The sequence below is a fragment of the Labedaea rhizosphaerae genome (assembly GCF_004362825.1).
GTDB classification, from domain to species: Bacteria; Actinomycetota; Actinomycetes; order Mycobacteriales; family Pseudonocardiaceae; genus Labedaea; species Labedaea rhizosphaerae.
On sequence record NZ_SNXZ01000006.1, the window covers coordinates 25,491 to 47,073 of the forward strand.

Here is a 21,583-nt window from a genome sequence, read left to right on the forward strand (position 1 = left end):
AAGCGATCAGTCGTCGGCCTCCACCCAGTCGAACGTCCGGGTGACCGCCTTCTTCCACTGCGCGAAGGTCTTGTCGCGGGCCGCCTCGTCCATGTTCGGCGTCCACTCCTTGTCCTTGGCCCAGTTGTTGCGGATGTCGTCCTCGCCTTCCCAGTAGCCGACCGCGAGACCCGCCGCGTAGGCCGCGCCGAGCGCCGTGGTCTCCGCGACCACCGGCCGGATCACCGGGACGCCGAGGATGTCGGCCTGGAACTGCATCAGCAACTCGTTGACCACCATGCCGCCGTCGACCTTCAACGCGGTCAGCGGAACGCCCGAGTCGGCGTTCATGGCGTCGATGACCTCGCGGCTCTGGAACGCGGTGGCCTCGAGCACCGCCCGCGCCAGGTGGCCCTTGTTCACGAACCGGGTCAGCCCGACGATCGCGCCGCGGGCGTCGGAACGCCAGTACGGCGCGAACAAGCCGGAGAACGCGGGCACGAAGTAGCAGCCGCCGTTGTCCTCGACGGTGCGCGCGTGCTCCTCGATCTCCGGCGCGGCCGTGATCATGCCCAGGTTGTCCCTGATCCACTGGACCAGCGACCCGGTGACCGCGATCGAGCCTTCCAGCGCGTACACCGGCGCGTTGTCGCCGATCTTGTAGCAGACCGTGGTCAGCAGGCCGTTCTCGCTCATCACCTTCTCGGTGCCGGTGTTGAGCAGCACGAAGTTGCCGGTGCCGTAGGTGTTCTTGGCCTCGCCGGGGGACAGGCACGCCTGCCCGAACGTCGCGGCCTGCTGGTCACCGAGGATGCCGGCGATCGGCACCCCGGCCAGCGAGCCCTTCTCGCGGACCTTGCCGTACTCCTCCGACGACGACCGGATCTCCGGCAGCATGGACATGGGGATGCCCATCTCGCCGGCGATCTCCTCGTCCCACTGGAGCGTGTCGAGGTCCATCAGCATCGTCCGGGACGCGTTGGTCGGGTCGGTGATGTGGATGCCGCCGTCGACCCCGCCGGTCATGTTCCAGATCAGCCAGGTGTCCATGTTGCCGAAGAGCAGGTCCCCGGCCTCGGCCTTCTGCCGGGCACCGTCCACATTGTCCAGGATCCAGCGGACCTTCGGCCCGGAGAAGTACGTGGCCAGCGGCAGCCCCGTCTTCGACCGGTACCGCTCCTGGCCGCCGCCGAGGTCACCTAGCTGGGTGACGATCCGGTCGGTGCGGGTGTCCTGCCAGACGATCGCGTTGTAGACGGGCTTGCCGGTCGTCTTGTCCCACACCACCGCGGTCTCGCGCTGGTTGGTGATGCCCACGGCCGCGATGTCGGAGGCGTTGACGTCGGCCTTGGCCAGGGCGCCGGCCGTGACCTCCCTGGTGTTGCGCCACACCTCTTCCGGATCGTGCTCGACCCAGCCCGCCCTCGGGAAGATCTGCTCGTGCTCCTTCTGATCGACCGCTACGACCTCGCCCGCGTGACTGAAGATCATGCACCGGGTGGACGTCGTGCCCTGGTCGATCGCGGCGACGTACTTGGTCATCAGGTCTTGTGCCTTTCGATCAGGTGGGCAGGATCTGGAAAATCAGGCCGGCCAGGATGCCGCCGACGAGCGGGCCGGCGACCGGCACCCAGGAGTAGTCCCACTCGGGGCTGCCCTTGCCGCGGATGGGCAGCACGGCGTAGGCGATGCGCGGGCCCAGGTCACGGGCCGGGTTGATCGCGTAACCGGTCGGGCCACCCAGCGAGGTACCGACGACCAACACGACGAACGCCACGCCCGCGTAGCCGAGCGCGCCGTTGCCGAAGGACGGGATGCCGTCCGAGCCGACCTTCACGCCGGGGCTCAGCAGGATCCAGAACACCAGCACGAAGGTGCCGATGACCTCGGTGACGAAGTTCCACGGCAGGTTGCGCACGGTCGGGCCGGTGCAGAAGATGCCGCGGGTGTTCGCGGGCTCGTCGTGGGTGTCGAACTGCAGCTTGTACGCGAGCCAGCACAACGTGGCGCCGAGGAACGCCCCCAGGAATTCACCTATCAGGTATGCCGGGACGTAGGCCCAGCCGAAGTTGGAGTGCCCGGTCGAGATCAAGCCGATGGTCACGGCCGGGTTCAGGTGCGCCCCGGTGGGGTTGGCGATGCTCGCGCCCACGAACACCGCGAACGCCCAACCCACCGTGATCAGCAGCCATCCGCCGTTGTTGCCAAGGGTGTTCTTGAGCACCACGTTGGCCACGACACCGCAACCCAGCAGGATCAAAGCCGCGGTGCCCAGGGTCTCCCAAACGATGATTTCGCCGAAGTTCATGTCCGTCCTCTCCCGCCACAAGGCGATATAAGGCACGGGACGGCCACCGCTTCGGCCTGACGGGGCTGGCGGCGGTGCCTACCCTGAGTCAGCCGGACGGTACCCAGATTCTTGGTTAACTGTCCACGGCTGGAAGTCCCGGATGATCGTTGCGACCGCGCCCACCACCCGAAACGGGCGCACTCCGGGTAGCGTTGTCGGTGTCCGGTTCCGTGAGGTCGAGGAGGCGATCGTGCCACCGCGCAAGCCGAATGGGGGCCGGTCCGACGGTTCCACTGTGGACGCGACGGCCGACTACGGCCGTGCGGGCAAGCTCGGCGAGGCCGAACGGGCGACCGCCTGGCAGCGTCTGGCGTCGGAAACCTTCGACGTGGTGGTCATCGGCGGTGGCGTCGTCGGGTGCGGTGCGGCCCTGGACGCCGCCACGAGGGGCCTGCGGGTCGCCCTGGTGGAGGCGCGCGACCTGGCGTCGGGCACGTCGAGCCGGTCCAGCAAGCTCTTCCACGGCGGGCTGCGCTACCTCGAACAGCTGGAGTTCGGCCTGGTCCGCGAGGCCCTGCACGAGCGTGAGCTGATGCTCACGCGCATCGCCCCGCACCTGGTCAAGCCGGTCAGCTTCCTGTACCCGCTGACCCACCGCGTGTGGGAGCGCCCGTACACCGCGGCCGGTCTGTTCCTCTACGACACGATGGGCGGCGCCCGCTCGGTGCCCGGCCAGAAACACCTGACCAGGGCCGGCGCGATGCGCATGGTGCCCGCCCTCAAGCGCGGCGCGCTGATCGGCGGCATCCGCTACTACGACGCCCAGGCCGACGACGCCCGCCACACCATGAACGTCGCCCGCACGGCCGCCCACTACGGCGCCGTGGTCCGCACGTCCACTCAGGTGGTCCGCTTCATCCGCGAGGCCGACCGCGTGTCGGGTGTGCGCGTGCGCGACGTCGAGACCGGCGACGAGGTCGACGTGCAGGCGGGCGTGGTCATCAACGCCACCGGCGTCTGGACCGACGAGTTGCAGCGGCTCTCGGGCTCGCGTGGCCGGTTCCGGGTGCGGGCGAGCAAGGGCGTGCACATCGTGGTGCCGCGCGACCGGATCGTGGCCGAGTCCGGGCTGATCCTGCGCACCGAGAAGTCGGTGCTGTTCGTCATCCCGTGGCGCAACCACTGGATCGTGGGCACCACCGACACGGACTGGAACCTGGATCTGGCGCACCCGGCCGCCACCAAGGGCGACATCGACTACATCCTCGACCACGTCAATTCCGTGCTCGCGACGCCGTTGACCCATGACGACATCGAGGGCGTCTACGCGGGCCTGCGTCCCTTGCTGGCCGGGGAAAGCGAATCCTCGTCGAAGCTTTCCCGCGAACACGCGGTCGCACGGGTCGCGCCCGGCCTGGTCGCGATCGCGGGCGGCAAGTACACGACGTACCGAGTGATGGCCGCCGACGCGGTCGACGTTGCGGCACAAGACCTTCCGGGCCGGCTGCAATCGTCCATCACGGACAAGGTGCCGCTGCTCGGCGCCGACGGGTACCACGCCCTGGTGAACCAGGTCGATCAATTGGGGGCGCGGCACGGCCTGCACCCGTACCGCGTGCGGCACTTGCTGGACCGTTATGGCGCTTTGGTGCACGAAGTGCTCGCGACGGCCGCGGACCGGCCGGAATTGCTGAAGCCGTTGACCGCCGCACCGGATTACCTGCAGGTCGAAGTCGTTTATGCGGCGAGCCACGAAGGTGCTTTGCACCTGGAGGACGTGCTCGCCCGGCGGACCCGGATCTCCATCGAATACCCGCACCGCGGGGTGGACTGCGCCGAGCAGGTCGCCGAGCTGGCCGGGGCGGTGCTGGGCTGGGACCAGGAGACCCGGACCCGGGAAGTGGAGATCTACCTGGCCCGGGTGCAGGCTGAGCGTGACTCGCAGGTCGAGCCCAACGACCAGGCGGCGGATCAGGCGCGGACCGCGGCTCCGGAGCCGCGGCCGTTGCTGCTGGACCCCGTCAGCTGATTCGGCCGTTGCTGCTGGACCCGTCAGCTGGGGCTTGGCCTTCGGTCCGGGGGATATCCGTCGTTGGTCCCGGAGTTATCGGTCGTTCTTGCCGCTCAATGCAGGGTGGGGCGCTGCACCGGAGGTGGCTTCGGTTGTGGGTTCAGTGAAGCCTCGTGCAATTCCACCAAATGCTGCCGCAAGCGCCGGTGGTCGACCGGGGAAATGGTGATCCACGGGTCTTCATCCTCGCTGCGGAGCTGGAGGTATCGCCCGTCCTTCGTGTCGAAGAAGCTCAGCACCCGGCCGAACCGGACGCGTTTTCCCCATTTGTCGCGGGCCGCGGCGCCGAATTGGCCCTGGCGCTGGACCGGTCCGATCATCTCGCCGAGGACGTCGGCGTCGGTCTTGCGCAGGCCCACCTTCTGCAGCTCGTCCGCCAGGTCCTCGTGCTTCACCGCCGCTTTGGCCGCGGCCTCGAAGTCCACGCTCCGCATCGTCACCGAGTGCCCGGGTCCGGCGGCCGCCTCGGGCAGCACGGACATCGCGTAGCGGGCCAGGCCGGTGGCATCGGCGCTGCTCAACGTCAGCTCGTCGCCGCTGAGCACGGCCAGCACGGCGTGCTCCTCGCGCGACGCGGCCAGCACGCGCACCCGCTTGTCCAGCCACAACCGGCCGTCGACCTCGCGCTCGGGGCGCGACAACAGGCGCAACATGGCGACGAGCTCGTCGTCGAGGTCGACCTGCCGGCCGAGGCCCTTCTTGCCGAGGGAGTCCCAGGCCTGGCGCACCAGCCGGGCCCGCTCGAGCTCCGTCTTCCCGGGGGACGGGACCTTGAGCACGAGCGGCATCGGGCCGAGGTCGAGGTGCTGCCAGAGCACGTCGAACTCGAGCGCGGTCAGGGTGACCGGGTCAGCCGGGTCCTGGTCAGTGTCGATGGCGAAGACCGAACGCATGCGGGCCGATCATCTCCCAGCCGTCACCGTTCCTCGTCCTCGCCACGGCGGCCGCCGATGACGCGCTCGGGGAGCTGCACGTCCTTGCCGTCCACCGTGACCTTCTCGGTGAGCCGGACCTGCGCCTTGAAGTCCCGCCTGCGTGGCGTGCTGCCACTGCTCACCGACGACGGCGCGGCCGGCTCGGGCTCGGCGAGCCACGAACCGTTGCCGGTGCCGATGCTGCTTTCGAAGCCGCGGCGGCCGAGCAGCCGGTCGGCGCCACCGTGCCCGGCGGACGCTCCGGTGACACCGCCGCCACCGGTGGTGCCCGAGGTCATGGTGTTGGCCGAACCCGCGGCCGCCGCCGGCGGCGGCATCTCGTTCGGGTTGAGCGCGGCCGCGGCGGGGTTGGCACTGGTGAGCCCGTGCGCGCCGGGTGCCGCGCCGTTCGGCAGGGCGCTGTTCGGGCCGCCGAGCACGCCGTTGAAGCTGCCGGCGCCATTGAGACCGCCGCCTGGACCGCCGCCGGGACCGCTGGTGAACTCGATCCCGCTGACCGGGCCGCTGGTGCCCGGCATGGAGGTGCGGCCGGGGATGTTGTTGGCCCGCCTGCTCTCCTCGCGGTCGTAGCCGAGGCCGGGCAGCAGCGGGCTGCTGTAGCCGCCGGTCGGGCGGCCGCCGCTGCTGGGCTCCGGGACCGTGGTGGAGCGGCCGGGGCCGCTGTCGCCGCCCCAGCCGGCGCCGGAGGACGACGTGCCGCCGCCACCACCGAAGCCGCCGTGGTTCCCGTTGTTCCCGTGGGGGTTGGGATTGCCGTTGCCGTTGCCGTTGCCGCCGATGATCCCGCCGAGCAGGCCGTCGATCAGACCGGACGGCGTGGTGAGGCCGATGCCGTGCCCATGGCCGTGTCCGTGCGCGTCGACCCGCGGTGTCGCGACCCGCTCGGGTGCGACGAACGTGCCCAGCGACTCCACGGTGGACTCGGTGTTGAGCTGGTAGGTGGTCATCACGTCGTGCGCGCTCTGCTCGCCCGCCGAGGCGGCCGCGTCCGGCGTCTCCTGATCACCCTGCAAGGCCAGCACCTGCATGGCCGGCGCCGCGGTCGGGTCGGGGCTCGCCGTCGGCACCTTGGTCGGTGCGGGCATGTCGGCGCGCGCCCTGGCGATGTTCTCGGCCTGGCGCTGCGTCGCGTCGCGCATCGCGCCCGCGCTCTGGCCCGCCGAGTCGGCCCAGGTGGCCAGGGTGCCCAGCCGCTCGTAGGCCACGCTCGCCGCGCCACCGCGCCAGCCGTCGGCCGAGCGGTTCAGCGCGCCACGCAGATCGGCGTCCACGTCCGCGAGCGTGAGCGCGATCTCGCTCCACCGCTGCGTAGGTAACGCCGACGCGGTGGCGCCGGGGCCGTCGTGCAGCAGCTTGTAGAGCTCGTCGTGCGAGTAGCCCTGCCAGCGCGCGGGGTCGAGCTTGCTCACAGTCTTGTCTGCGCCCTTGGCCGCACCGCCGGTCAGTGCGTTCACCGTGCCACCGACCGTGCTGGTCACGGTGTTGACCACGGTGTTCACCACCGTGCCGACGAGGTTCTCGCCGCTCACGCTTCACCTCCCGGCTGCTGGCCGACGGTCACGCTGTTGTCCTGCTCCATCGCCTCGTACTGGTTGCTGATCGCGTCCAGCGCGGACACGGCGGCCTCCAGCTCGCTGCGGTAGGCGCGCAGCATGTCCAGCGCCGAGCCGTCCGGGTTCACCGAGTGGTTGTTGAAGATCTCGGCGGCGTCCTGGCTGATCGGGTCCTGCGCCCACGACGACTGCCGCAGGTCGCCACCCGCCAGTTCGATCTGCCGGTCGATCTTCGTCATCGCGTCGAAGAACGACGAGCGCAGTGCGGGCACCACATCGGGGGAGACGTCCAGCCCGCTGCCGCCACCGTGCACGTTGCCGCGATCGTCATGGCTGTCGGCCTGGCCGTGCTTGCCCGCCTGATCGTGGTGCTGACCGTGGCCGGACGAGCTGCTGCCAGCGTGCCCATGAGTGCCTGGTGCCACGCCGTCCTCCCTGCGGAAATCCTGTGGTGAGCCAACTTTAGCGGTTGCACATGCTCGGATTCGACGATTGGGTCGACATTTCCCCCACGTGCATCCGATCGGCCCACCTCACTTGTCGTGTAATTACCGCTGCGTTCAGTTCACGGTGACGTGCCATTGCGTGAACTCGACGTCACCAATGGTCACCAAGGCCTGGTCGTCCCGGACAAGACCACACGACTTGGCGACATGACTGGCCGCTTGTTCACCAACCGGGTGCCGAAACCGAATCGTGACCAGATCAAGCGCGCCACGACCGAACCGAAGCACGGCACCGAGCGCCGTGGACGCGACGCCCTTGCCCCGCTCGCCGGGCAGCGTCCAGCAGTACGCCCGGGCGCCCTCGGCCTCGATCACCAGCCCGGCCTCTCCGAGCAAGCGGCCGGTGGTCGGCTCGGCCACCGCCCACGAGCACCCGCTCTCGTCGGCCCACTGCTGCGCGCGCATGCCTATGTAGACGTCGGGATCGGCCGCCTGGACCACCTGCCGAATCGATTCATCGGCGAACGCCTCGGCCAGCGCCGGACGGTCGTCGATCAGCTCGTCGGCACGCAGCCCACGCAGGTAGAACAGCCCCGCGTTGATCTCGATCGGCTCCACAGTTGCACCGTAGCCGCGACCACCGACAGCTTTGGAACGATCACTCGTCGAGGTCGCGCCGGCTGCCGTGGCGGTACTGGTGGCGCATGTGCCGCATCTGGTGGCGGGTGTGGCGCTGGGCGTCGCGGATGTGCTCACGCGTCTGCCGTTGCGACTCGCGGATGGCGGAGCGGCGCCGGCGCTGCTGCTCCTGGATGGCGTGGCGCTGATCGCCCAGGATCGCCCCGGAGATCACGGCGGCGGCCGGGATCAGCATGAAGACCCACCACACGTGGAACACCGCGAAGAACAACACAAGCGAAATGACGACCGCCAGCGGCACCATGCCCGCGGCCACCCGCTGCCCGACCGGCCGGTTGTCCCACTGCTGGGCCACCTCGGTCGTCCAGCCCCACGGCTCGCCCGGCTTCGGGTGGTCGGGGTTGAGCGGCGGCGTGGGCTGGCCGAACTGCGGAGCCTGGCGCACCGGCTGCGCGGGGCCGAAGACCGGCCGCGGATCGGGCAGGTCGGCGAAGACCTCGAGCAGCTCGCCGCGCGTCTTGGCGGCCACGACCCGCGCCGACCGCTCGCCGTATTCGTCTATGTCGAGGCGGCCCGCGCTCATGTGCTCGCCGAGCGCGGTCATCGCAGCCTCGCGCTCGGTGTCCCCCACGCGGATTTCCGCAGACTCGCTCACGGCATCGATCCTACTGGTCAGAACCGACTTCCGGACCTCAGTCCTTGAGCTCGCCCAGTCCTAGTCCTTCAGCTCGCACAGGACCGTGCCCTGGGTGACCGTTTCGCCCGACCCGACGGACAGACCCGTGACCGTCCCCGCCTTGTGCGCGGTGACCGGGTTCTCCATCTTCATGGCCTCGAGCACGACGATCAGCTCGCCGGCCTGGACGGTCTGGCCGTCCTCCACCGCGATCTTGACGATCGTGCCCTGCATGGGCGCGGTGACCGCGTCCCCGGACGCCGCCGCGGCACCCTTGCCGCCCGCACGCTTGCGCGGCTTGGCCTTGGCGCCCCCGGCCGCGGGCCCGGCGCCGACCGCACCGACGGCCAGGTTGCCCGGCAGCGACACCTCCAGGCGCCGACCGCCGACCTCGACGACCACGTTCTGCCGCGGCTCTTCCTCGTCGCCCTCGGCGGGCACGGCGGTGAACGGCTCGATCCGGTTGTCGAACTCGGTCTCGATCCAGCGCGTGTGCACCGAGAACGTCTCGCCGTCACCGACGAACGCGGGGTCGCGGACCACCACGCGGTGGAACGGCAGCACGGTCGCCATGCCCTCGACGACCATCTCGTCGAGCGCGCGCCGGGACCGGGCCAGGGCCTCCTCGCGGCTCTCGCCGCTGACGATCACCTTGGCCAGCAACGAGTCGAACTGCCCGCCGATGACGCTGCCGGACTCGACGCCCGCGTCCACCCGGACGCCGGGGCCGTCGGGCACCACGAACCTGGTGACCGTGCCGGGCGCGGGCAGGAAGCCCCGGCCCGCGTCCTCGCCGTTGATCCGGAACTCGATGGAGTGCCCGCGCGGCGTGGGGTCCTCCTTGATCCGCAGTTCCTCGCCCGCCGCGATCCGGAACTGCTCACGCACCAGGTCCATGCCCGCGGTCTCCTCCGAGACCGGGTGCTCGACCTGCAGGCGGGTGTTGACCTCGAGGAAGGAGATCGTGCCGTCCTGGCCGACCAGGTACTCGACGGTGCCCGCGCCGGAGTAGCCGGCCTCCTTGCAGATGGCCTTGGCGGAGCTGTGGATGGTGGCGCGCTGCTCGTCGGACAGGAACGGCGCGGGCGCCTCCTCCACCAGCTTCTGGTGGCGGCGCTGCAACGAACAGTCCCGCGTGCCGACGACGATCACGTTGCCGTGCTTGTCGGCGAGCACCTGGGCCTCGACGTGGCGCGGCTTGTCCAGGTAGCGCTCGACGAAGCACTCGCCACGGCCGAACGCGGTGACCGCCTCGCGCACCGCCGAATCGAACAGTTCCGGGATCTCCTCGATGGTGCGGGCCACCTTCAGGCCGCGGCCGCCACCGCCGAACGCCGCCTTGATCGCGACCGGCAGGCCGTGTTCCTTGGCGAACTCGACGACCTCGTCCGGCCCGTTCACCGGGTCCTTGGTGCCGGGTACCAGCGGGGCGCCCGCACGCGTGGCGATGTGCCGGGCGGTGACCTTGTCGCCGAGGTCGCGGATGGCCTGCGGACTCGGGCCGATCCAGATCAGGTCGGCGTCGAGCACGGCCTGCGCGAAGTCGGAGTTCTCCGACAGGAAGCCGTAGCCCGGATGCACGGCGTCGGCGCCGGAGCGCTTGGCCACGTCGATCAGCTTGTCGATGGAGAGGTAGCTCTCGCCGGGGGTGTTGCCGCCCAGCGCGAAGGCGTCGTCGGCCATCCGCACGTGCGGCGCGTCCCGGTCGGGATCGGCGTAGACGGCGACGCTGGGCAGACCGGCGTCGCGACACGCCCGGATGACCCGGACCGCGATCTCACCGCGGTTGGCAACAAGAACCTTGTGCAGCGGGGTGAGGTCCGGCACCTATGCCTCCTCGTCGACGGCGCCCGGTAGCCGACCCGGGGCACTCTGGTGAACTAAACAAGGGGTGAACTGGTCCCGGAGTTTACGGATTGGCGAGCCATCCGGAACCGAGAGCATGCTCACGCACGAGTGGTAGTCGAGGGGAGGACACCGTGGCGGGCAGGCGAACGCCGACCTCGGTGATCGTCACGATCGTGCTGGCCCTGCTGGTCGCGGCGGGGTCGGTGACCGCGGCGGCGCTGATGCGGCCGTCGGGCCGGTCGGGCGCGCAGCCGTCCCGCTCCAGCACGCCTGCACCGGCACCCGACCAGGGGATCGACCCGTCGGCGTGCAAGCGCGGACCGTGCAAGGTGCTCGGCACGGTGATGGTCGCCGGGACGGCGGTCGACCTGGTCGCCGACCGCGACGGCACGTCGGGCTGGTTGCGGATCGGCGGCGGCGGCACGGGCTCCGGGCGGGTGATCGAGACGAAGATCACCAAGCTCGGGGTGAAGCTCACCCACAGCTCGTTGCAGTGCCAGGCCGGCACGATCTCCGCGTGCCTGATCCGCGGGTCCTACGACGGCGGGGTGGCCGGCGAGGTCATCGTCGGCCGATCGGATTCGTGGAGCCCGCTGGAGACCCAGTTCCAGTCCAGCGCGGGCTACCTCGCGTTGTCGAACGTCTCCGGGGACGCCGCGCCCGAGATCGTCGCCATCCAGTACGACTGCCAGGGCGCGGACGCCTGCTCCGACGGCCTCGTGTTCGGCCAGGTCTTCCAGGCCAACGGGACCGAACTCGGCTGCACCAGGCACCACTACGCGAAGCTGGAGAACATGCCCGGTTACCCGAACATCCAGCTTCGCGGAGTGGCCATGGTGAACTGCTAGCTAAACGGTGCCGGTTGGCGCTCTCTTCGTTCGCGCGGGTCTCGGCCCTTTCATGGCCTGCCTCGCTCCGGTCGCGAGCGACCTCCACGAGACAGGCCGGGCCGAAACCGCGGCACTAGACAGACGCTGTTTCCCTGACTTCCCGCTCCTCGACCCTGGGCTTCGGCTCGACCTGCTCGCCGCCCAGCAGCGGCGGCGGGGTCGGGGTGTTGAGCACCTCGTCGTCGAGCAGGCCCTCGCTGCGGGCGACCAGCACCGGGACGGTGATCTGGCCGGCCACGTTGGTGGCGGTGCGCATCATGTCCAGGATCGGGTCGATGCCGTAGACGATGGCAACGCCGGTGGCGATCACCTCGGGCGGCAGGCCGATCGTGGACAGGGTCAGCGTCAGCATGGTGAACCAGCCCGTGGTGCCCGCGGTGGCCAGCGCGCCGAACACGGCGACCAGCACGATGCCCACGTACTGCCAGAACGACAGGTGGATGCCGAAGAGGTTGGCGATGAAGATCGTCGCCACCGCCGGGTAGACCGCGGCGCAACCGTCCATCTTGGTCGTGGTGCCCAGCGGCACGGCGAAGCCCGCGTACCCGGGTTCGACGCCGAGGTTCACCGCGGTCTGGCGCGAGAGCGGCAGCGTCGCGCCGGAGGACCGGGACACGAACGCGAACTCCAGCGCCGTCCACGCCTTGCGGAAGAACATCAGCGGGCTCACGTGCCCGACGAAGCGCAGCAGGATCGGGTAGACCACGAACAGCACGATCAACGTTCCGATGTAGACGGACGCGATCAACGAGAACAACGGCTTGACGAACTCGTTGCCGTAGGTGGCGAACGCGGTGCCGATCAGGCCGAGCACGCCGATCGGGGCGAGCCGGATGATCCAGCCGAGGATCTTCTGGATGACGTCGAAGACCGCGCGGTTGACCGTGACGAACGGCGCCGCCTTCTCCCCGAGCGCGAAGGTCGCGACGCCGACGATCAGCGCCAGGAACACGACCTGCAGTACTTCACCTTCGGCGAAGGGGCTGAAGAAGTTGTCCGGGACGATGTTGGTCAGGACCTGCCACCAGTCGCCCTGGCTGCGGTCGGCCAGCTTGTCCAGGGTGGCCTGTGAGGGCTTCAGCGGGGCCATGCCGCTGCCGGGGCTGCCGATCACGCCGATCGCGATGCCGATCAGCACGGCGATCAGCGACGTGGTCGCGAACCAGGCCACGGTCTTGCCGCCGAGCCGGGCCGCAGTCCGGGTGCCGCCGAACTGCCGCAGGCTGTTGATGCCGACGACGATCGCCGTGAACACCAGCGGGACCACGGTGAACTGCAGCAGGTTGGTGAAGATCGTGCCGATCCGGTCCAGCGTCGTGACCAGCCAGGACGCGTCGGTGGTCTTCGCGATCCACCCCAGCAACGCGCCGAGGACCAGCGCCACGAGGGTGGCGATACCGAAGATCAGGTTGAGCCGGGAGCCGCGACGCTGGGTGACTGGGGCCTCGGTCGCGGTGGGGGGTGGCGTGTCCGACATGCATGCCTCCGCAGAAAGGACTGAACTGGTCCAGTCCAACGGGTCAATGCGTCGGAATCTTCCACCAAACGAGGGACAGTGGTGACTGTCTCACGTAGTGGACCAGAGTTGGTCCACCGTGACCCCCACCTCGGCGAGCAGGCGGCGGGTGAGCGGCAGGCTGATGCCGATGACGCTGGACGGGTCGCCGTCGATGCCCTCGACGAACCAGCCGCCGAGCCCGTCGAGGGTGAACGCGCCCGCGACCTTCAACGGCTCCTTCGTGGCGATGTAGGCGTCGAGTTCGGCGTCGGTCGGGGTGCCGAAGCGGACCGTGGTGGACTGGGTGCCGGTGGCGCTCGCCGTGCGCCGGCCCTGCTCGACGCGCAGGACCGCGTGGCCGGTGAGCAGGTCGCCGGTGGTGCCGGCCATGGCCGCCCAGCGCTTGCGGGCGACCTCGGGCGTGTGCGGCTTGCCGAGCAGTTCGCCGTTGTGGTGCAGCATCGAGTCGCAGCCGATGACCACGCAGTCGGGGTGTGACTTGGTGACCTCGGCGAGCACGGCGGCCGCCTTGGCCTCGGCCAGCGCGACGACGACGTGTTCGGGTTCCGGCGCGGGAAGCGCCGCCGCGATGGCGTCCTCGTCCACACCGGACACGACGACGTGCGGGGTGATCCCCGCGGCCTCGAGCACGGAAAGCCTTGCGGGGGAAGCGGAGGCGAGCACGACCTGCATGCCGCCAGCCTAGCCAGCGAGGATTTCGTCGACATAGGTGCAGCCCACCAGTTCGCGCACGAGCTGGTCGGCTTGCGTCCAGCGGAGGCGGGGGTCGCCGAACTGGAGGGTGCGGGCGTCGGCAAGGACGGGACGCGGCCGCGGCCAGCCGGTGCGGAACAGCCCACCCGACGCGCCGCTGACGAAGGACCGCGCCCGCACGGCGACGTAGCCCCGTTTCAGCCACGGGCAGGCTTTCACGGCGATGCGGGCGCAACGCAGGCAGAGCGGCGGGTGGGTGTTCTGGGCGCGTTCGGGCCACCCGGGCCACTCGTGGCGTTGGTCCTGGATGAGCCAGAGCGTGCCGTGTTCGTTGCGGTCGGCGGGTCCGGCGCAGATCTGGCACAGCAACCGGCGCATGGCCCGGCGTTGGCGCAACGGGTGCATCTGGCGGTAGAGCGGTTCCCCGACTCCCGGCCGCGACGAGACACGCGACCACAGCAACCCGTTCTCGTCGCGATCGACCGAGGACTCGTCGGCGTAGGCGATGCCCTGCCGCGTCTCGACAACGGGCGCGTCCTGTACCTCTTCGGCACTCCACCGCGCGACGTACGGCACCGGACCGTGCGGCCCGCGGAACACCGGCTTGCCGGCCCGCGGCAACTCGAGTCGGATGCCCGCAGCGGCCGGGTTGCCGTGCAGCAGCTTGCTGGCCATTCGTCGACACCTCGTCTTGTTGCCGTTCCGTGCTTCGCTTTTCGCGGAGCGGCAACCGACGCTAGGGACAGCGGAGCGTCACACGTTGTACAAAATGTGTGACTTTGCGCGGTCTAAGCTGGCGGTCATGGCCGAAGCAACGCCGCACGTCGGTAGTCGTGTGCGCTATTGGCGGCTGCGCCGCAACCTCGGCCGCAAGCAGTTCGCGGACATGGTCGGCCGTTCCACGTCCTGGCTGGACAAGGTGGAGAAGGGCGAGCGCGAGCTGACCCGGTTGCCGTTGCTGGAGCGGGTCGCCGACGCCTTGGGCGTCGATCCGGCCGCACTGACCGATTCCATCCAGGCTGCTCGCACCGCGCAGTGCGTCGACGCGGCCGAAGTGCAGGCCATTCGTTCGGCCCTGGGGCGCTATCCGGGCTTGTCGGCTCGTGACAGCGGGCGTGTCGGTGTCGTCGGCATTCAGCGGCAGGCCGCATACCTTGATCAAGCATGGCTGTCGTCCCATTTCGCGGTGGTGGCGCGGCACCTGCCGCAACTCATGGACGACGCCCAGCGCGCCGTCCTGGTCACGACAGCCGCCGAACAGGTGGCGGCGTACCGCGTGCTGGTGACGACCTACCGGTTGGCGTCGTCCATGTTGCTGAAGTTCGAGGCGAACGACGTGGCTTGGCTGGCGGCCGATCGGGCCATGCACACCGCCCTGCGGATCGACGACACCTGGAGCCTGGCGCGGGCAACGCGCAGCGTGGCTCGCGCGATGACGAGCACCGGCCAGCGCGACGAGGCGATCGCGACGTCGCTGGACATGGCGGACCGGATGCACGACGAGACCAATCGAAACGAACAGGAACTGTTGTCGCTCTACGGAATGCTGTACCTCAGCGCCTCGATCACCGCCGCCGGCCAGGACGACGCGCGCCTCGCCCGTGACATGCACGACGAAGCCATGGCCGCGGCGCTGCGCTTGCAGCCGCACCACCGGACGCACCAGACGTTCTTCGGCCTGACCAACGTGCTCATCCACCGCGTATCGGCACTGGTGCGCCTGCACGAGGCCGGGCGGGCGCTGGAGTTCGCGGCCACGATCGACCCGGCGACGGTCGCGGCGCTGTCCGCGGAGCGCCAGGCCAATTACCTGCTCGACTTGACCGAAGCCAACACGCAGGCGGGCCGCTACCGGGAGGCCGTTCGGCTGCTGGGCCGCGCCGAACTCGTTGCACCCGAAGAGGTTCGCTGTCGTCCGCTGGCCCACGGGTTGTTGCGCTCGTTGCTGCACAACACCACCGGGGAGCCCGCGCGGATGGTGAAGCGGATGGCCGACCGGGCAGGAGTCACCGCGTGAGCGAACGCGTCCTCTACCTGATGATCTGCGGAGCCGGACCGGCCGACCAGATCGACCGCATGGTCAAGCTGGCACAGGCCGATGGCTGGGACGTCTGGTGCGTGGCGACGCCGAGTGCGATCGAGCACTTCCTCGACCTCGACGCGCTGGCCAACCTGTGCGGGCACCCGGTCCGCACCGGCCACCAGCGCACGGGACAACCGGCGCTGCCCAAGGCCGATGCCGTGGTCGTGGCCCCGGCGACCTACAACACGATCAACAAGTGGGCCGCGGGCATCGCCGACACCTACGTGCTGACCCAGCTCGCCGAGCTCACCGGGCTCGGCGTGCCGATCGTGGTGCTGCCGTTCGTCAACACGGCGCTGGCCGCCAACCGGGTGTTCCTGCGCAGTGTGGACGAACTGCGCGCGTCCGGGGTCACGGTGTTGTTCGGGGACGGTGGTTTCGTGCCGCATCCACCGCGGACGGGCGGCCAAGCGATGGAGCGGTATCCGTGGCGCGCGGCCCTCGACGCAGTGTGGACGAGGTCCCAACGCTGAGGGCCGTTTCACCCGTTGTCCGGAGCATATTGCGCCTTGGGCAAGGCGTGCACCTTCCGGGTGTAAACCCTTGTATTGACGATGCATGCGCCAGTACCCACGACTTGTGCGCAAGTTCCTCCTCCTCCTCGTCGTCGTGGTTGGTGTCCTGGCATGGATCTTCAGCACGGCGAGCCGGTGGCGTCGGGTGCAAGGTCGGTCTCAGTTGGCCACCCGACGCCAGCAGGGTGGGGCTCAGCCAAGAAGCGCTGGCAGAACAACTCTCGGTCGAGCGCTCCACGATCCAGCGCTGGGAGCCGGCGCCCGTCGGATGATCAGCGAACTGCTGGCCCGCGAGCGCCGCAACACCACGCCAGGGCTGAGATCCCTGGCGCACCGTGCTGGAGTGGCGGATGCCTGACCGCGTGCTGTACCTGATCGGCTGCGCAGCACCTCCGGTTCAGGACTTGGGTGCTTTGGTCGACCTCCTGCGGCCGCACGGCTGGCGTACCTGCGTGATTCCGACGCCCGCGGCCGCGGACTGGTTCGACACGGACGCCATGGCGAGGATGGCAAGGCACACCGGCTTTCCGGTACGCAGTACCAGCCGTCGTCCGGACGACCCGACCAGCCTGCCGCCGGCCGATGCCGCACTCGTGGCCCCGGCGACGTTCAACACGATCAACAAGCTGGCCGGGGGTGTCGCGGACAACTTCGCGCTCGGGCTATTGCACGAAGGCATTGGACGAAGGATGCCCACAGTGGTCATGCCCTACGCGAAGCCGGCTCTCGCTGCACATCCCCTTTTCGCCGAGAGCTTGTCGACACTGGCGAGCTGGGGCGTCAAGGTGCTGGAAAACGAGCTCGTCCGACCGCCGACCAAGAGCCAGCCGTTCCGCTGGCAGCGCCTCGAAGCAGCGCTATTGGAGCATTTGAGGTAACGAACCGCCTGGCTCCCCCGGGGCCAGTAGTTCGAGGGAAGGCGTGATGAGAGCGGTGCTACGGATCAGAGGCGATGTGGTCGACGGGGAGAGATCGACGGCCACAGCCGATGACAGCCGGATCGCGTTGGTCGACCACTACCTCGGCGAGCTGTCGGCGCGCCCGCGCGGTGGTGTCGTCTTCCTGGAGCTTGACCGTGCTGGCGACGGCTTCGTCGGTCTTGACCGCTACCGCCACGTCGTGGACGGGGCTCCGACGGAAACACCCGAGGTGATCGAGTACGTGCGGGTGGGTGTCCTGGGGACCCTCGGCGCCGCGGAGTGGGTGAGGCTCCGGGTCGGCTCCGACGAGCTGACCGTGTGTGCCACGGACCGCGCCGACTCAGTGGATGATCAACCCCGCGTGCTGTACGACGGCGGAGTCCCGTACTACTTCCCCCCGACGACGGTCGTCCCGTTGGCGCAAGTACGCCGGCTCATGGTCGATTTCGCCACGACAGGTCAATGGTCTGACGCTGTGCCCTGGAAGCCGCACGATCAGATGCTCGTGTGACCCGGCGTGCGGCGCTGGACGCCGAGCTGTTCCACGCGGTCCGAGGGAGCGCGTGATGATCGGGACGCTGCGCATCGGTGGCGATGATGTCGGCTCCGAGCGAGGTCTCACCGCGACCACGGCGGACGAGCGGATCGCGCTGGTCGATCGGCTGCTCAGGAGGGCGTCGGTTGATCCGATCGGTGACGTCATCCACCTCGAAATAGACCGCACGGGCGACGGTTTCGCCGCGCTGGACCGGTACCGCGAGGTCGTGGACGGCAGTCCGGTCGAGGCGCCGGAGTTGATCGAATTCATGCGCGTGGGCGTCGCCGGGCAGTTCGGCGCGGCCGAGCACGTCGTGAACCGCCTTGGCTCGGGACAGCGGGCAGTTCGTACCACCTACAACGCCAGCCCCGTTCAGCGGCAAGTGTTGTACGACACCCACGTGCCGACCTACTTCCGGTCAGAGGCAGTGCTGCCGCTGGACGCGATCCGCGCGCTGATGATCGATTTCGCGACGACCGGCGAGTGGTCCGATTCCGCTTCTTGGCGGGTCACCACTACCTGATCAGCCCGTTTCGCCGTCGATCTGCTCGCGGAGGATGTCGAGGTGGCCGGCGTGCCGGGCGGTCTCCTCGATCATGTGCACGTAGATCCACCGCAGCGACACCCGGCCGAGGCGGTGGTGCGGCACGTTGTCGTCCAGCTCGTGCGCCGACGCCACTTCGCGGGAGAGCGCGCACTGCTTCTCGTAGGCCGCGATCAGGGACTCCACGGTGTCGTCGTCGGACAACGTGAACTCCTGCTCGGTCGGCATCCGTGGCGGGAGGTCGTCGCGGGCGCCCATGCGGCGCAGGAACCAGCTCTCCTCCACCACCGTCAGGTGCTTGACCAGCCCGCCGATCGTGGTCAGCGACGGCACCAGCCTGCGGCGCGCATCCTGCTCGGACACGCCACGCGCCTTGCGCACGACTTCGGTGCGGTAGTAGTCCAGGAACGTCGCCAGGACCGAACGCTCGTCGGCGGTGGCGACCTGCTCGTCGGGGAACAGCGGGGGTTCGGTCATGCGCTCGAACCTAGCCAGCCGACGAGCCGGTCGCCGCCGAATTACGCAGGTGTCGGTGCCGTTTCCGGCTTCGGCGCGGCCGGCGTCGCCTTCTGCTTGCCCATGCCCGCCGCGAACACCGCGCCGATCACGAGGGTCACGATCGGCAGGACCAAGGTGGCCTTCGCCGCGCTGGTGAAGCCGTCGTGGAACGTGTCGAGGGCGGCCTTGGCGAGCTCCGGCGCCATCCCACCCTTCGGCGCCGACGAGCCGAATTCCGTTGCGTGGCCTGCACTTTCGGTCATCTGCTCGACGAAGCCCGCTCGCTCGTTCGCGGGCAACGCCGACGCGTGCAGCTGCGCCGCGTTGTGCAGTTCGACCGCCAGGCGGGCCTGCAGCAGCACGCCGATCGACGCGCTGCCCAGCACACCGCCGACCTGCCGTGAGGTGTTGAAGATGCCGGAACCCGCGCCGATGAACCGCGGCTCGAGCGCGCTGGTCGCCGCGTTCGACAACGGCGAGAACACACAGCCGATGCCGAAGCCGCACACCAGGAACGCGGGGATCAACGCCCACGGCGCGGTGTCCGGCTGCGTCTGGATCGCGATGATCGCGAGGCCGACGGCGAGCGCGCCGAGGCCGACGACCACCACGTGCTTGGGGTTGATCCGGTCGGACAACCGCCCGGCGAACGGCGCGACGAACCCGGACAGCAACGACATCGGCGCCGTCAGCAGCCCCGACTCGATCGGCGAGTACCCGCGCACCGCCTGGATCCAGATCACCAGTGGCAGGAACATACCCGTGATCGTGAAGCCCAGCATCAGGTTGGCCAGGTTGGCGAAGGAGAACGTGCGGCTGCGGAACAACGTCAGCGGCAGCAACGGCTCGTTCCGGTTGCGCGCCTGCCACCACACGAACGCCACCAGCAGCAGGACGCCGATCGCGATCATGACCGGGATGGACAACGGCCCGGCGATCGTGCCCCAGTCGTACTGCTGGCCGTTCTGGATGCCGAAGACCAGCGCGAACAAACCCAAGCAGCACAACAGGATTCCCGGCACGTCGAACCGGTGGCTGTTCTTCGGCTGCCAGTCGGGCACCAGCCACACCGTGAGGATGATCGCGACCACGCCGATCGGCACGTTCACGATGAAGATCCACTCCCAGCCCACGCCCTGCACCAGCACGCCACCCAGCAGCGGGCCGAGCAGCGTCGCCACCCCGGCGACCGCGCCCCACATGCCCATCGGCGCGCCCCGCTCGGACGGCTTGAACAGGTTGGTGATGAACGCCATCGTCTGCGGGGTCATCATCGCCGCGCCGAGGCCCTGCACGGCACGCGCGGTGATCAGCATCTCCGGGCTGCCGGACAGCCCGCACCACAGCGACGCGAGCGTGAACACGACGAGCCCGGCCAGGAACACCCGCTTCGGGCCGAACCGGTCGCCCAGCCGGCCGGTGAGCAACAACGGCACCGCGTAGGTCAGCAGGTAGACGCTGTTGACCCACACCACCTCGTTGATGCTCGCCGGGAGGTCGGTGAGCAGCCGCGGGATGGCCACGCTGACGATCGTGGTGTCCAGCATGATCATGAAGAACCCGATGCACAGTGCGCTGAGCGCGGCCCAGGGTCTCGTCGTCATGAGTTTTCCTTGTCGTTGTCGGGCCACGGCACGTGCCCGGCCTTCAATTGCTCGAGGAAGCCTTCGGTCCAGGTGAGCTCGGCTTCGGCGACCGCCTGCGTGTAGCGGACGTCGATCCAGTACATCGGCGGCAGTTCGCGTGCGGCGAGCCCGTCGGCGATCGCCCGCAGGCTCGCCACCTTGGCCTGCTGCTGGATGATCCGCCGGCCCAGCAGTTCGATCGCGTCGCCGCGGGTCAGGTTGTGCACCATGGAGAGCGCGATCGGGAACTCGGGGTACTCCGTCGGAACCCGGGTGACCAGTTCCTTGAGCCGCGCGGTGAAGGCCGCGGCACCGGATTCGGTGAGCCCGTAGACGGTGCGTTCCGGGCGCCGGCCTTCCCGGGTGGTCTCGCGTGCGTCGATCAGTCCGTGCTCCAGCAGGCGGTCCACCGTGTGGTAGAGCGAGCCCGCCTTGATCTTCATCCGCTGGTCGGTCTGCCTGGTCAGCATCGTCTGATGCATCTCGTAGGGGTGCATGTCCCGCTCGTGGAGCAGGTCGAGCACCGCAAGGGCCAGCGGCGTGAGCTTCTGGTCACGCACTGATACTCCAAGCCGAATGTCTCGGATCAAATATTCCACGTGGAATATACGGGAGGGAGGACGGTGCTTGTCAATGAGGTCTTCCGGCCCGTCAGGCCCCGATGCGGATGTGGCGCAGGCCGACCACCGCGCGCCGCAGCCGGGCCTGGACGCGGCTGGGGTCCGCCGGGGTCAACGCCAAGCCGCACGCGGCGGCGATGTGGTCGGCCACGGCCTCGATCGGCGTCGTGTCGGTGTGCAGGTGCTCCGCGAACTGCGGTGCGGCCAACCGTTCGAGGCACTCGTCGAGCATCCGCACGGCGAACGTCTCGTGCTTGAGCGTCGCCCCGGCGCCGGCCACGAACTGCACCAGGCGCCCCAGACCGCGCTCACTCAGCCGCCGCAACACCGTCTCCCGTGAGGCGAGCAACGTGAAGTGGCGCACGTCGTGCCCGGACGCGCGCAGCACGCCGATGATCTCGGCGAAGTAGTCCTCGCGGATCAACGTCATCGGGGCCAGTACCGGCCCGTTGTGCTTGCGCAGCACCAAGTCCAACACCTCGACGACCCCGGCGCGCCACGACCGCAGGTGCTGGAAGTCCTCGCGCAGCGCCTTCGGCATCATCCGGTGCAGGCCGAACCCCACGGACTCCGGGTCGCAGAGCACGCTGCCCGGCAGCCGCCGGTTCAACTCGTGCGCGGTCTGCGTCTTGCCGCCGCCGAACGGGCCGTTGATCCAGATCAGCACGGCGCCCAGTTCACCATGGGCCCAGTTCATCACA

General features: G+C 69.3%; 22 protein-coding genes. 7 read left to right on the plus strand and 15 right to left on the minus strand.

The window, feature by feature from the left end; all coding sequences use genetic code 11:
* Positions 1-6: 6 nt before the first annotated feature.
* Both glpK and EV186_RS29005 read right to left on the minus strand, forming a co-directional pair.
* Complete coding sequence (gene glpK, locus EV186_RS29000) at positions 7-1,521, minus strand: glycerol kinase GlpK (protein WP_133852665.1); 1,515 nt, start codon at positions 1,519-1,521, stop codon at positions 7-9.
* A gap of 19 nt (positions 1,522-1,540) precedes the next feature.
* The gene (locus tag EV186_RS29005; RefSeq protein ID WP_133852666.1) at positions 1,541-2,287 is read right to left on the minus strand and encodes an MIP/aquaporin family protein; all 747 of its coding nucleotides are present in this window, start codon (positions 2,285-2,287) and stop codon (positions 1,541-1,543) included.
* A gap of 277 nt (positions 2,288-2,564) precedes the next feature.
* On the opposite strand from EV186_RS29005, the gene glpD reads away from it, so the two are divergent.
* On the plus strand, positions 2,565-4,298 hold the full coding sequence (gene glpD / locus EV186_RS29010; protein ID WP_133853075.1) for a glycerol-3-phosphate dehydrogenase: 1,734 nt from the start codon (positions 2,565-2,567) through the stop codon (positions 4,296-4,298).
* 95 nt (positions 4,299-4,393) lie between these two features.
* Here the strand turns inward: glpD and EV186_RS29015 are convergent, their stop codons facing one another.
* From EV186_RS29015 to EV186_RS29040, 6 genes are all read right to left on the minus strand, one after another.
* On the minus strand, positions 4,394-5,233 hold the full coding sequence (locus tag EV186_RS29015; protein ID WP_133852667.1) for an ESX secretion-associated protein EspG: 840 nt from the start codon (positions 5,231-5,233) through the stop codon (positions 4,394-4,396).
* A gap of 23 nt (positions 5,234-5,256) precedes the next feature.
* Entirely contained in the window at positions 5,257-6,804 is a 1,548-nt protein-coding gene (locus EV186_RS29020) for a hypothetical protein (RefSeq protein WP_133852668.1), read from the minus strand.
* Positions 6,801-7,253 (minus strand): transcriptional regulator, encoded by a 453-nt coding sequence (locus EV186_RS29025; RefSeq protein ID WP_133852669.1) that lies wholly within the window; start codon positions 7,251-7,253, stop codon positions 6,801-6,803. The genes EV186_RS29020 and EV186_RS29025 overlap by 4 nt, the downstream gene beginning before the upstream one ends.
* 135 nt (positions 7,254-7,388) lie before the next feature.
* Positions 7,389-7,892 (minus strand): GNAT family N-acetyltransferase, encoded by a 504-nt coding sequence (locus tag EV186_RS29030; protein WP_133852670.1) that lies wholly within the window; start codon positions 7,890-7,892, stop codon positions 7,389-7,391.
* 40 nt (positions 7,893-7,932) lie between these two features.
* Positions 7,933-8,568, minus strand: coding sequence for a DUF1707 SHOCT-like domain-containing protein (locus EV186_RS29035; RefSeq protein ID WP_133852671.1), 636 nt, complete (start codon positions 8,566-8,568; stop codon positions 7,933-7,935).
* Between the two features lie 60 nt (positions 8,569-8,628).
* A complete protein-coding gene (locus EV186_RS29040) occupies positions 8,629-10,416 on the minus strand; it encodes an acetyl/propionyl/methylcrotonyl-CoA carboxylase subunit alpha (RefSeq protein ID WP_133852672.1) in 1,788 nt (595 codons plus the stop codon).
* Between the two features lie 152 nt (positions 10,417-10,568).
* Between EV186_RS29040 and EV186_RS29045 the strand changes: the two genes are divergently transcribed.
* Positions 10,569-11,285: a hypothetical protein gene (locus tag EV186_RS29045; protein WP_133852673.1), complete on the plus strand. Its 717-nt coding sequence runs from the start codon at positions 10,569-10,571 to the stop codon at positions 11,283-11,285.
* 115 nt (positions 11,286-11,400) lie between these two features.
* On the opposite strand, the gene EV186_RS29050 is transcribed toward EV186_RS29045, so the two are convergent.
* The 3 genes from EV186_RS29050 to EV186_RS29060 all read right to left on the minus strand — a co-directional run bounded on the left by EV186_RS29050 (position 11,401) and on the right by EV186_RS29060 (position 14,214).
* Positions 11,401-12,732 carry a dicarboxylate/amino acid:cation symporter gene (locus tag EV186_RS29050; protein WP_243754385.1) on the minus strand — a complete coding sequence of 444 codons (1,332 nt, stop codon included), beginning with the start codon at positions 12,730-12,732 and terminating at the stop codon, positions 11,401-11,403.
* A gap of 162 nt (positions 12,733-12,894) precedes the next feature.
* A complete protein-coding gene (locus tag EV186_RS29055; RefSeq protein WP_133852675.1) occupies positions 12,895-13,518 on the minus strand; it encodes a Maf family protein in 624 nt (207 codons plus the stop codon).
* A gap of 9 nt (positions 13,519-13,527) precedes the next feature.
* Complete coding sequence (locus EV186_RS29060) at positions 13,528-14,214, minus strand: hypothetical protein (RefSeq protein WP_208115850.1); 687 nt, start codon at positions 14,212-14,214, stop codon at positions 13,528-13,530.
* Between EV186_RS29060 and EV186_RS29065 the strand changes: the two genes are divergently transcribed.
* From EV186_RS29065 to EV186_RS29085, 5 genes are all read left to right on the plus strand, one after another.
* The gene (locus tag EV186_RS29065; protein ID WP_243754344.1) at positions 14,204-15,556 is read left to right on the plus strand and encodes a helix-turn-helix domain-containing protein; all 1,353 of its coding nucleotides are present in this window, start codon (positions 14,204-14,206) and stop codon (positions 15,554-15,556) included. The two genes, EV186_RS29060 and EV186_RS29065, sit on opposite strands and share 11 nt — an antisense overlap.
* Complete coding sequence (locus EV186_RS29070) at positions 15,553-16,095, plus strand: flavoprotein (RefSeq protein WP_133852676.1); 543 nt, start codon at positions 15,553-15,555, stop codon at positions 16,093-16,095. Before EV186_RS29065 ends, EV186_RS29070 begins: the two co-directional genes overlap by 4 nt.
* A gap of 392 nt (positions 16,096-16,487) precedes the next feature.
* Positions 16,488-17,015, plus strand: coding sequence for a flavoprotein (locus EV186_RS29075; RefSeq protein WP_243754345.1), 528 nt, complete (start codon positions 16,488-16,490; stop codon positions 17,013-17,015).
* A gap of 46 nt (positions 17,016-17,061) precedes the next feature.
* The gene (locus EV186_RS29080) at positions 17,062-17,568 is read left to right on the plus strand and encodes an Imm1 family immunity protein (RefSeq protein WP_133852677.1); all 507 of its coding nucleotides are present in this window, start codon (positions 17,062-17,064) and stop codon (positions 17,566-17,568) included.
* A gap of 55 nt (positions 17,569-17,623) precedes the next feature.
* Entirely contained in the window at positions 17,624-18,118 is a 495-nt protein-coding gene (locus EV186_RS29085) for an Imm1 family immunity protein (protein ID WP_133852678.1), read from the plus strand.
* Here the strand turns inward: EV186_RS29085 and EV186_RS29090 are convergent, their stop codons facing one another.
* The 4 genes from EV186_RS29090 to EV186_RS29105 all read right to left on the minus strand — a co-directional run bounded on the left by EV186_RS29090 (position 18,119) and on the right by EV186_RS29105 (position 21,579).
* The gene (locus tag EV186_RS29090) at positions 18,119-18,616 is read right to left on the minus strand and encodes a DinB family protein (RefSeq protein ID WP_133852679.1); all 498 of its coding nucleotides are present in this window, start codon (positions 18,614-18,616) and stop codon (positions 18,119-18,121) included.
* Between the two features lie 41 nt (positions 18,617-18,657).
* A complete protein-coding gene (locus tag EV186_RS29095) occupies positions 18,658-20,241 on the minus strand; it encodes a DHA2 family efflux MFS transporter permease subunit (protein WP_133852680.1) in 1,584 nt (527 codons plus the stop codon).
* Complete coding sequence (locus EV186_RS29100) at positions 20,238-20,822, minus strand: PadR family transcriptional regulator (RefSeq protein WP_133852681.1); 585 nt, start codon at positions 20,820-20,822, stop codon at positions 20,238-20,240. Before EV186_RS29100 ends, EV186_RS29095 begins: the two co-directional genes overlap by 4 nt.
* 91 nt (positions 20,823-20,913) lie before the next feature.
* A complete protein-coding gene (locus EV186_RS29105) occupies positions 20,914-21,579 on the minus strand; it encodes an AAA family ATPase (protein ID WP_243754346.1) in 666 nt (221 codons plus the stop codon).
* Positions 21,580-21,583 lie beyond the last annotated feature (4 nt).

What these genes read in the sequence shown, in the direction of transcription:
- glpK (WP_133852665.1), bottom strand. Translation starts at nt 1,521, where the DNA reads ATGACCAAGTACGTCGCCGCGATCGACCAGGGCACGACGTCCACCCGG.
- EV186_RS29005 (WP_133852666.1), bottom strand. Translation starts at nt 2,287, where the DNA reads ATGAACTTCGGCGAAATCATCGTTTGGGAGACCCTGGGCACCGCGGCT.
- EV186_RS29015 (WP_133852667.1), bottom strand. Translation starts at nt 5,233, where the DNA reads ATGCGTTCGGTCTTCGCCATCGACACTGACCAGGACCCGGCTGACCCG.
- EV186_RS29055 (WP_133852675.1), bottom strand. Translation starts at nt 13,518, where the DNA reads ATGCAGGTCGTGCTCGCCTCCGCTTCCCCCGCAAGGCTTTCCGTGCTC.
- EV186_RS29060 (WP_208115850.1), bottom strand. Translation starts at nt 14,214, where the DNA reads ATGGCCAGCAAGCTGCTGCACGGCAACCCGGCCGCTGCGGGCATCCGA.
- EV186_RS29075 (WP_243754345.1), top strand. Translation starts at nt 16,488, where the DNA reads ATGCCTGACCGCGTGCTGTACCTGATCGGCTGCGCAGCACCTCCGGTT.
- EV186_RS29080 (WP_133852677.1), top strand. Translation starts at nt 17,062, where the DNA reads ATGAGAGCGGTGCTACGGATCAGAGGCGATGTGGTCGACGGGGAGAGA.
- EV186_RS29085 (WP_133852678.1), top strand. Translation starts at nt 17,624, where the DNA reads ATGATCGGGACGCTGCGCATCGGTGGCGATGATGTCGGCTCCGAGCGA.
- EV186_RS29090 (WP_133852679.1), bottom strand. Translation starts at nt 18,616, where the DNA reads ATGACCGAACCCCCGCTGTTCCCCGACGAGCAGGTCGCCACCGCCGAC.
- EV186_RS29095 (WP_133852680.1), bottom strand. Translation starts at nt 20,241, where the DNA reads ATGACGACGAGACCCTGGGCCGCGCTCAGCGCACTGTGCATCGGGTTC.
- EV186_RS29105 (WP_243754346.1), bottom strand. Translation starts at nt 21,579, where the DNA reads ATGAACTGGGCCCATGGTGAACTGGGCGCCGTGCTGATCTGGATCAAC.